The following is an 8,804-nucleotide window of genomic DNA, read 5'->3' on the forward strand; positions in this document are numbered from 1 at the left end:
GACAGCTCTCCAGTTCTCCCCCTTTCACGGTCAGTTCGTCCCATTTACTGAGCAATCCGGCTTGAGCCGCTGGTGCCATCAGCAGTGAAACACTGGCAGCCAGAACGAGCCTCTTTACCCTTACCATACCCATTGAAATGCCCTCACAGCCTGATAGTTGTAACGCTTGTCGAATTCTTCTTGGGACAGACAAAGCACCTTGATGAACTCGACCAGAGAGAGCAGAACCGGGATCCCAGTGGTGCAAGCGGCCAGATAGATCAGACCCCAGCCCCAGTTACCGGCATAGAACTTGTGCAGGCCAATTCCACCACCAAAGAAGACCAACAGGGCCATCAAGACCTTTCGCTTACCTCTATGGTGAACGGTGCCTCCCGCTGGTGCTGGTTGAGTTGAAGCTGGAACCGACGCCTGCTCACGGATAGGCCACGCGGCTACATCGATAGGTGAGGGGAGCACCTCCGCGATCGCTTTAGCCTTCTTCTTAGCGGTGCCCCATGTGTCGATCGCATCAACGAAGGAGCCTGTCAGCGATAGCTCGACAATCCCTTCTTCTAGTGAACTGAAATGGACTGTCACGCGCAATCCGAATGGGTTGATACCGTACTTCCAGGACGCTTCCAGTGTCCCTTTGGCTCGGTCAACAACCTTGATGGTGCCACCCTCTGCTTGCAGGTGAGCGGCTACGTGCTCAAAGACTGTTTCATAGTCGGCATGACTACGTAGAACGAGGTCTGATAACTTGGTTATCGTGGGAGATCCCATGTTTTTGCTCCTTGTTGGTTGAACTACCGATAGTGGTGATTAGCCCCGACAGGTGGTGTCGAGGATTGAAATAAGTGGCGTGAAAATTTGGCTTACATCCGGCTAAGCAGGGTCTTGAGGTCACGTTTGACCAACGCTTGGATCCCAGCAGGGCTGATCACCTCAAGGTGCGGCAGGTACGTTTTGATCACAGGCAGCAGCTGTGCACCATCGAAAACGCGGCTTGCCAGCAAGATGCTGCCGTCCTCCAGCTCTCTGATAAGAGCCTGCTCGGGAAGGATGTTCCTGAGCTTGAATTCGTGGGCTATGGGCGAAGCAGCCTTGATCACGACTTCGTGAGTGGGGATAGCCTCTTGCTCGATGAGGCGTTGAAGAAGGTGCTGCTGTGTCTCGCTTATCGTTGATGGCGTTTCTATCTGCTTGAGGCTGGCAATTCTCGACAAAGGCTCGATAAATGGCGCATCTGCCATCACTCCCGCCAAGTACCAGCGCCCCCGCTTATTGACCAGACGATATGGCTCAAGCTCCTGCTCTGCTTGCTCACCTACCCATGACAGCCTGACGTTGAGCTGTTGGCTGATTGCCTTGGCAAGTGGCTTTAGCCACTGGTGGTGGCTGTCATCTTCATCGAGTTGAAAGCCTGACAGAACGAACACGGGGGACCCATTGGGGTTGAGCCATTGCTTGAGCAGAGCGTCGTGATCTTCCGGGAACAGCGATTTGGCCCCGACTTGCTCGCATAGACGAAGGATGACGGGGGTCGATGCTCTGCCGAAGTAGGATGGTTCCAGCCAATAGGTCTGCCCCTCCCGCTCCAGTGGTAGGTAAGCCAATCTGACGTTCAGGTCTCGCTGGATAGTACGGGCCGAGACGTTGAACTCGGTGGCCAGTTCGGAGATCACCAGCCTCTGCCCATTGTTGAGCTTGGTCAGGATCACGCCGAGGCGCTGGGCTAGGGTGTCGTGTTCTGCCATCCAAGGGATCATCGTAGTCAAAGGTATCCAAGTGTCGCGGTATCGCCCGACAGGGCGTGTCGACCTGGATCTTCACGACAGGAAAGTATTTGGATAAGCAGAGTTGATATAGCGACTGTGGGGTTGGTATCTGGCCCGATTGGTAGCACCAGCTGACGCGAAAATGCTGACACGCGCCACGCCTGATTTCAGGAAGCCATGCCCAGCGGGGGCTGGCGGGGTGGTGTGTTATACCCGTTGGGGATGGTGGATACATCCCCTACTCTGCTCACCTAGATGCCGAGTGAACTAGCGGCAGTTGTACAAAGCTGTCTAATTAAAGCTGCGCTGCGAAAGCTACTGCATTCTCCAGACTTCCGGCGAATAGCATTTTTTCTATACGCTCTTCGTCCTCGTAATGGAAGTCCACGACCTCATATGAATCGTTATCTTCATTTTCAAAGATAACGATGCCTTGTGCGGTTGAACCCTTTATCAACCACGTTTGGTATACCCAGTCCGCAGATAAACCTATCATCCGGTAATTGGCATTCAACATCGCAACATGGGTGTACATTCGACTAGCCCCCTTTTAAAAATGAATTTTTTCAATCTCTTGGCCTTGATTGTGACTGTCTTGCTTACTGATTAACAGACTCAGTCGTGGGTATCAGCCTACCATTCAACCCAATGCCCAGACCACAAAACTCGCCAGCCCACGCAATAACAGGCTGGCGAGAAGGCCCCCGAAGTAACCTCCCTGCATTGGCTTGCTTATCCTGCCCTTTGCAAGCTAATCGACTCCGCTTTGACTGAGCTGGGAGCGATCAACGCTTGCTCCACGCAGTTCGCCACCTGTGCGCTGGTATGGCGCAATCTGCTGGCGTGTAGGTGGGCATATCGCTGACTGGATTGGCTGCTTGAATGGCCCAACTGTGCCTGTACGTCATACAAGGTGCCACCGCTGGAGACAATCAACGCAGCCACCGAATGACGGCAGGTGTGAATACATACTTGCCCCACGATTTGTGCTCGTTTCAGCATCCGGTTAAATGGCTTGGTGACATTGTTCAACGGCTGCCCCGGCTTCTGGCCAGGGAACAGGAAGGGGTTTCCCGCTATCACTGGTGTATCCTGCAAAACCTGCATAGCCATGTGATTCATATGCAGGATCCGGCTCTTGCCGTTCTTGGTGTGCGGGATAAACAGCGTCTGATGCACCATGTCGATGTGCTCCCACTTGGCGAGCCTCAGCTCATCTTTGCGCAGACCCGTCAGCAACAGCAGTTTGACGTACTGCCCTGCATAGCGGTTCTCGTCAGCATCCGCAGCCATGAACAAACGTCGGATCTCAGCCTTATCGAGGAATCGGGTTCGCTGGTTGTTCTCGGGGAGTGTCTTCAGATAGACCAAAGGGTGCTGCTGCAAATATCCCATCCGCACACTCCACGTCAGGATAGCCTTGAGCAGCGTGGTTATGCGGTTGTTAGTCGCTGGCTTGCACTGGCTCATCAGACTGGTTTGCAGCGCTTGCCCTTGCTCCAGATTGATTTCCGATAACAGCCGAGAGCCCAGCGCTGGTTGCAGGTGATCCCGGAACCGCTGCTCGTCGTTCTGCCAGGACCGCTTATGATGCTTGGCATAAGGCAGGTAATGCAGCTGGAACAGCTCATGCAACGTGAGCTCTTGCCGTTTATCCTCCTTCAGTTGCTTGGGGTCGATGCCTTGTGACAGCAGCCGTTTATAGTCCGTGGCAATCTCTCTGGCCGTGTTCAGGTCTACGTCTGGAAAGCGACCTATGGCAATAGCTCGCTTGCGGCCATGCCACAGATACCGCATCAGGAACTTCTTGTTGCCCTCCCCTTTCCCTACCAAGCATTTGAGCCCCGAGATCTGGGTGTCGCTGTATTCGGCCTCTGTGGATTTTGCATTTGCGGGATTGGGTGGCAGCGCCTCAATCGCTTTTTGGGTGAAGCGAAAACGAGATGGGAGATCTGACATAGTGGAACTCCTGTTAACTGGTGTGAGCAGGGGCTGGCATTGCCCCACGAAAAAACAGCACAGGGAGGTCGGATCCCTGTGCCGGTCTGGTGGTACTGATTTATCTGTTGATGGTGATGTTGGCCGCTGATGGTGTACCCACTCACGGCCAACTGCTTTCCGGTCGATATCTGGTCTTGGTCGTCAGTCTGGCGTCACTGTCAGGGTGAATACGTCCATCTGCACGTAGCAGCAAAAGTTAAGCTGCCAGAGCTCAAACCACTCATGCACCTCTGGCAGTGACATTTTCCCCATCAACGAATGGGTGTACTCACCCATGCTGAAATCGAAGTCCAACTCCTTGGCCAACTCGGTACACCAGCCTTGGCCCACATAGGCAAAGTCGGTGACGTAGTGCAGATGCCAGCCGTCATCCCAGCGTTCAAGACGGATCTCGACAGGGTGATAGCCTCCAGTTGTTGCGCTGTAGTCTGGGTCTCGATAGTTGAGGGTCAGGGCTACTGGTGTTGTGCCATCCGGGATCTCATCAGGGAAATCCTCGAACGCCGAGCTGATGGCCTGCTCCAGTAGCGTTTGCAGGTCGTGACTTATCCTCACAGGCAAGCCCGTGATAACGAGGGTAGGTTTCATATTGGATTCTCTTTAACTGAAAGGTAGGTATTCGAGTATTGAAGTGGTGCGGGCTGGCCACGTGGGTTAGTTGGTGGCGCTGATCTCTGGCAACTTGGCCTTGAGGCTGTCAAACCACTCGATATGCTTGCCCGTGATCAGATGGCCGAACCGCACTTCAGGGGCTGCCTTGGTCAATTCCAGATGGCGCAGTACGGCAGCCAAAAATCCCGCGTTATTGCTGCTGCCTTTGAAGTGCCAGATCACCTTGAACAGGCCGGAAGTAAATGCCTTGTCTGGCTGTTGCTCCTTCAGTAGATCTACGACTTGTGCCAAGCCGAACCACTCCTTGGAACACAAGCCCCCGCCGCTGCTTCCGGTCAGACGGATCAACAGCTCAGCCTGCTCGGGCTCATGGCCTATCTCATAACCCACTGTGGTAGTTGAGCCTGGCGAGAGCAAGGTAGCGACACCACTGATCAAGATAACCTTGGCGGGCGGCTCGGGCTTATCGCTGGGCTTGTTCTCGGGCTGGGTATTGGCTTGCTGGTTGACGGCTTGCTTGTTGGTCTTGCTATTCATATTGGGATCCTCGGGTAAATCAGATAATGGATTTCAGGTAGATAGTGGTGCCCAAATCAGGCGAGCTTTGATCTGGCTTGAGAGCGAAGGACAGATGCTGAAATACTGGGAGTGGTGCAGATAGAGCATCGAACGGTGAGCCATAACCAGAGAAGCGATAGGGCTCCCATGCTTCCACTTCTGGGAGAGGCAGCCAGAACACGGCATCTTCTGCACAGTCGATCAGCTTGATAGTTCCCGCAGCTAGCCGCCAGTAGTCGGCGTAGTAACCGTTGTCGTCATCCCGGACTGACTCGCCAGTATGGGATGCTATCGAAATCAATACTTCGGGCGCTTCGCTGTGCAGGGACTTGGCCTTGAGCACAGTCGCCTCTTTGACCACGACCAGCAGCACAGGCTGATTTTCATCTGGCAGGAACTCAGGAACATACATGCCGTTTGTGATGACCTCCTGCATCAGTAAGCTCAGCGTCTGCCAGCTGTAGGCATAGCCCTTTAGCGTCGCGTGGGAAGCGAATTTCCCTTCTTGAATGAACTCATCCATGGCTAACCTCCCTCAGTCCGCTGGCCCAGTGATGTAGCCGATAGTGCCGCCGATGATGGTGCCAGCGACGGCTCCTGGGATTCCTCCCCTGGCACCGATACCCGCTCCGGTGATAGCGCCTTTGATCGCCCCCTTGGTGCTGCCCTTTACCGTGAAATCAATGCTGCCGTCTCTCATTGGCTTGATACTGATTGCGGCTACTTGTTTGCGCAAAATTTGGTGGATAAACATGCTCTGTCCTTTAAATCGTGGTTATGAAAAAGGCCCTGAGCGGTTAGCTCAGGGCCTGATGTTCTGGATGAACATGGTTTTAATATATGTTTCAAAATGTGACGTAAGCGGTTGCGCATTATATGTATTTCACGCACCATGCCCTAGTTAATCATATATATATCAAGGATGGCGAGGGAGGATATGGATGCTAGATTTAAATGAGCATAAGAAAATTGTGGTTCTGATCGATGCAGATAACGCGCAATACTCAAAAATAAAATTCATTCTCAACGAGATATCAACTCATGGGCATATTATCACAAAGCGAGCCTATGGTGATTGGTCTAGCGAACATCTTAAAAACTGGAAAACGACGCTAAACGAATTGGCAATCCAGCCAATACAACAGTTCGCGTATACAACTGGGAAAAATTCAACTGATGCATCGCTAATAATAGATGCAATGGACTTACTATATACAAACCGCTACGATGCGTTTGTTATAATCTCCTCGGACAGTGATTTCACCAAGCTAGCCTCTCGCTTGAGAGAAGCAGAGATGTATGTTTTTGGTGTTGGAGAAAACAAAACCCCGATAGCCTTTAGAAATTCATGTGACAATTTCATTCTTACTGAGAACCTCGGTGACACGGCCATTTCATCACCATCCAATGATGCAGTCAGAAAATCAACTGGCGTTATTCCGCAAGAAATCATAGATATTTTATTTTCTGGCTGGCAACAGTTTAAAGATGATGAGTTAACTTCAGGTCTCGTGGAGTTTGAAAATAATGACAGCGATTGGGCCAACATTGCTGGTGTAGGGAATCTTTTGAAAAGAATAAAACCTGACTATGACTCCAGAACTTATGGGGTGACAAAATTACCAGAGCTAATAGAAAAAACGGGCCTATTTGATCTTGCGAAGTTTAAAGGTAAAGGACGGGTTAACATCATCGCTTACCGGCCAAAAAATCCTAAAAAATGCGCATGAATAGTTTGGAGTTGAGTGCTGGTGCTCGTTTGCTCAGGTGTATAAATACGTATAATATTACTAGGATAAGCTTTTATGGACGATAAATTATTAAGTGAAGCTATTGGAAGAGATGTCATAGAGTATTTATTAGCATTTCAACCCGAAGAGACAACCGTACCTAATTTCTTTGCTGCGAGTGGCGCTGGCTACCTTGAAAACCCAACTAGTGACCTAATGGCACTATTTATGGGCAAGGATAACTATACCAACCCCTGGTTGTTAACATCCCTCCTCAAGATTCTTGGGCATGATATTGATGGCATTGATTTATCATCCTCTGTCGTTTTCAGGGAGGCTAGCACAAGCCAGAAATCTCGCTTGGATATATTTATCAAGCATGATGACTTTATAATCGGCATAGAAAACAAAGTATTTGCTGATACGTATAATCCATTCTCTGATTACAATAACTATTTAGACCAACAAGTTGACAACAATCAAATAGTTTATCGTTGCATATTAAAGCCCGACTCAAATAAGGCGGCAGGTATCGAAGGGTGGGAAACGATTACCTACTCTAAGTTGGTACAGTCGGCTCTGGAGAACTTTGGCCTTGAGATGTTAAAGGATGAATTTAGCAAATGGACTGTGTTCTACCGTGAATTTTTAGAGCACTTGTTGTCATTAAGCGGTTTGGTAGAAGAGGCTGTTATGAAGAAAAAGGATATTCAGTTCGTTGAAGATAACTTTCATGCATTAGTGAAGGTTGAGGAGGCTCTTGCTCTATTTAAGAAACAAACAATCAATGATGTGAAGTCTGTGCTAAGCAACGCCATATCAGACACCAATATTTCCATTTCAACGAACAATTGGGAGTGTAATTATAAAGCGATTCATCTATCGCCTTCGACATGGGAGGGCAGCGGCGTGAGCTTCGTATATTACCCATCGACTGTTGGAAATGGTTTATCTTATTATATAAACGCTTGGATATGTAAAAGTAATTACCCATTGACCGATGAATTACATGCCTCAATAACGCAGGGTAAACGCTATCCCGAACTGGGAGATATGATGAATGCTGATAGTGAAATAAAAATCACAAAAAACACACTGGAAATCAACTACATCGCCTGTCACACGGATAAAGTGAGTGTTCTAGCCGCACTCGAAACTCTCGCGGCATGGATGAGCAAAATTTTGCAGAAGTGATTTTTCTCAGCCCCCTTTCAGCGTGCTAAAATCCTGCGCCGCTTGATGAACCCGATCAACTGCTTTGTGTTTGGCTTAAACTCAAGCCATCAAGCGGCATCTTAGTCTTCTGATTGCCGTACAGACCGGATATCCCCCAGACCACCACTGAGCATATCCGGTCAACTCTGCTGGGTGGTTTTTGACATCAGGCTTACCGCCCACTCTCGCTCTTGCCTGCCATTCCCCTAGTTGCGTCTCTCCGGCCCTCCTCCGGTCTTACCATAGCCAATACACTCAGCGTTAAAGACCGGAACTGCAGACCGGAAACTCTGAGCTGGTCTACCATGCACACCTGCACTGCCACTCGGTACTGGCGGATCTCAATCTCACCAAGCTCTCCAGCCGCAAAGACCGGAGCTGACGACCGGAGAAATGGCCTGTCGTCGCACTCGCCTATCTAGTCATCTTTGTGGTGCCGAGCGCCACGTACATACCTTGGCCACCAAGACCGGATATAGACCGGGACGGCTTATGACACGGTAACTCACAGCCAGAAATGCAAAGAGGCTCCGAAGAGCCTCTTTTTGTATCCACATCTGAACCCGACTCAGCCCAGCAGTAGATAGAGCTGATGCGCCGCCACACCGGCGCACAGGCCGCCGATGGTGTGGGCGACGATGGCGCGGGAGGTGAGGTGGCGATAGCCGAGGGCATCGAGCATGGCGGTGTGGGTGCTCAGGAAGCCGCTCCAGCACATCCCCATGGCGGTAAACACCGCGACCTCGTTACCAGTGATCCACCCCTTGGCGATAAAAGGGGGCACCAGCGACATGGCGGCACCGACCGCACCGAGGGAGGTAGCCGGGAAGGCAACCAGCTCCGGCTGCTGGAAGCCGAACAGCAGGTCAAACAGCCAACTCACCTTGGCGGCCAGCACCGGCAGCAGGGCAACCCCCTGAAACGCTTC

General features: G+C 51.1%; 10 protein-coding genes and 1 pseudogene. 2 read left to right on the forward strand and 9 right to left on the reverse strand.

Annotated elements, in window-relative coordinates:
- Positions 1-120: 120 nt before the first annotated feature.
- The 8 genes from AB5Y92_RS21545 to AB5Y92_RS21580 form a co-directional block, all read right to left on the reverse strand.
- Positions 121-765 (reverse strand): TM2 domain-containing protein, encoded by a 645-nt coding sequence (locus tag AB5Y92_RS21545; RefSeq protein ID WP_368227736.1) that lies wholly within the window; start codon positions 763-765, stop codon positions 121-123.
- Between the two features lie 92 nt (positions 766-857).
- Positions 858-1,739, reverse strand: coding sequence for a helix-turn-helix transcriptional regulator (locus AB5Y92_RS21550; RefSeq protein WP_368227739.1), 882 nt, complete (start codon positions 1,737-1,739; stop codon positions 858-860).
- A 316-nt stretch (positions 1,740-2,055) separates the two neighbouring features.
- Positions 2,056-2,295 (reverse strand): hypothetical protein, encoded by a 240-nt coding sequence (locus tag AB5Y92_RS21555; protein WP_167557127.1) that lies wholly within the window; start codon positions 2,293-2,295, stop codon positions 2,056-2,058.
- A gap of 197 nt (positions 2,296-2,492) precedes the next feature.
- Positions 2,493-3,719, reverse strand: coding sequence for a tyrosine-type recombinase/integrase (locus tag AB5Y92_RS21560; protein ID WP_368227742.1), 1,227 nt, complete (start codon positions 3,717-3,719; stop codon positions 2,493-2,495).
- 183 nt (positions 3,720-3,902) lie between these two features.
- A complete protein-coding gene (locus AB5Y92_RS21565) occupies positions 3,903-4,349 on the reverse strand; it encodes a DUF2787 domain-containing protein (RefSeq protein ID WP_335876295.1) in 447 nt (148 codons plus the stop codon).
- Positions 4,350-4,415: 66 nt separating this feature from the next.
- Entirely contained in the window at positions 4,416-4,910 is a 495-nt protein-coding gene (locus tag AB5Y92_RS21570) for a hypothetical protein (protein WP_335876294.1), read from the reverse strand.
- A gap of 19 nt (positions 4,911-4,929) precedes the next feature.
- On the reverse strand, positions 4,930-5,454 hold the full coding sequence (locus AB5Y92_RS21575) for a hypothetical protein (protein WP_335876293.1): 525 nt from the start codon (positions 5,452-5,454) through the stop codon (positions 4,930-4,932).
- 12 nt (positions 5,455-5,466) lie between these two features.
- On the reverse strand, positions 5,467-5,685 hold the full coding sequence (locus AB5Y92_RS21580) for a hypothetical protein (RefSeq protein WP_167567832.1): 219 nt from the start codon (positions 5,683-5,685) through the stop codon (positions 5,467-5,469).
- A gap of 187 nt (positions 5,686-5,872) precedes the next feature.
- Between AB5Y92_RS21580 and AB5Y92_RS21585 the strand changes: the two genes are divergently transcribed.
- Positions 5,873-6,661 carry an NYN domain-containing protein gene (locus tag AB5Y92_RS21585; protein WP_368227746.1) on the forward strand — a complete coding sequence of 263 codons (789 nt, stop codon included), beginning with the start codon at positions 5,873-5,875 and terminating at the stop codon, positions 6,659-6,661.
- A 75-nt stretch (positions 6,662-6,736) separates the two neighbouring features.
- Complete coding sequence (locus tag AB5Y92_RS21590) at positions 6,737-7,855, forward strand: PD-(D/E)XK nuclease family protein (protein ID WP_335876291.1); 1,119 nt, start codon at positions 6,737-6,739, stop codon at positions 7,853-7,855.
- Positions 7,856-8,444: 589 nt separating this feature from the next.
- On the opposite strand, the pseudogene AB5Y92_RS21595 reads toward AB5Y92_RS21590, so the two are convergent.
- A pseudogene (locus AB5Y92_RS21595) lies at positions 8,445-8,804 on the reverse strand (hypothetical protein); the annotation flags it as partial.

Origin of the sequence: Aeromonas sp. R1-1 (assembly GCF_040908495.1) — a bacterium.
In the GTDB taxonomy this organism is placed as follows: Bacteria; Pseudomonadota; Gammaproteobacteria; order Enterobacterales; family Aeromonadaceae; genus Aeromonas; species Aeromonas veronii.

What these genes read in the sequence shown, in the direction of transcription:
- AB5Y92_RS21545 (WP_368227736.1), bottom strand. Translation starts at nt 765, where the DNA reads ATGGGATCTCCCACGATAACCAAGTTATCAGACCTCGTTCTACGTAGT.
- AB5Y92_RS21550 (WP_368227739.1), bottom strand. Translation starts at nt 1,739, where the DNA reads ATGGCAGAACACGACACCCTAGCCCAGCGCCTCGGCGTGATCCTGACC.
- AB5Y92_RS21555 (WP_167557127.1), bottom strand. Translation starts at nt 2,295, where the DNA reads ATGTACACCCATGTTGCGATGTTGAATGCCAATTACCGGATGATAGGT.
- AB5Y92_RS21560 (WP_368227742.1), bottom strand. Translation starts at nt 3,719, where the DNA reads ATGTCAGATCTCCCATCTCGTTTTCGCTTCACCCAAAAAGCGATTGAG.
- AB5Y92_RS21565 (WP_335876295.1), bottom strand. Translation starts at nt 4,349, where the DNA reads ATGAAACCTACCCTCGTTATCACGGGCTTGCCTGTGAGGATAAGTCAC.
- AB5Y92_RS21570 (WP_335876294.1), bottom strand. Translation starts at nt 4,910, where the DNA reads ATGAATAGCAAGACCAACAAGCAAGCCGTCAACCAGCAAGCCAATACC.
- AB5Y92_RS21575 (WP_335876293.1), bottom strand. Translation starts at nt 5,454, where the DNA reads ATGGATGAGTTCATTCAAGAAGGGAAATTCGCTTCCCACGCGACGCTA.
- AB5Y92_RS21580 (WP_167567832.1), bottom strand. Translation starts at nt 5,685, where the DNA reads ATGTTTATCCACCAAATTTTGCGCAAACAAGTAGCCGCAATCAGTATC.
- AB5Y92_RS21585 (WP_368227746.1), top strand. Translation starts at nt 5,873, where the DNA reads ATGCTAGATTTAAATGAGCATAAGAAAATTGTGGTTCTGATCGATGCA.
- AB5Y92_RS21590 (WP_335876291.1), top strand. Translation starts at nt 6,737, where the DNA reads ATGGACGATAAATTATTAAGTGAAGCTATTGGAAGAGATGTCATAGAG.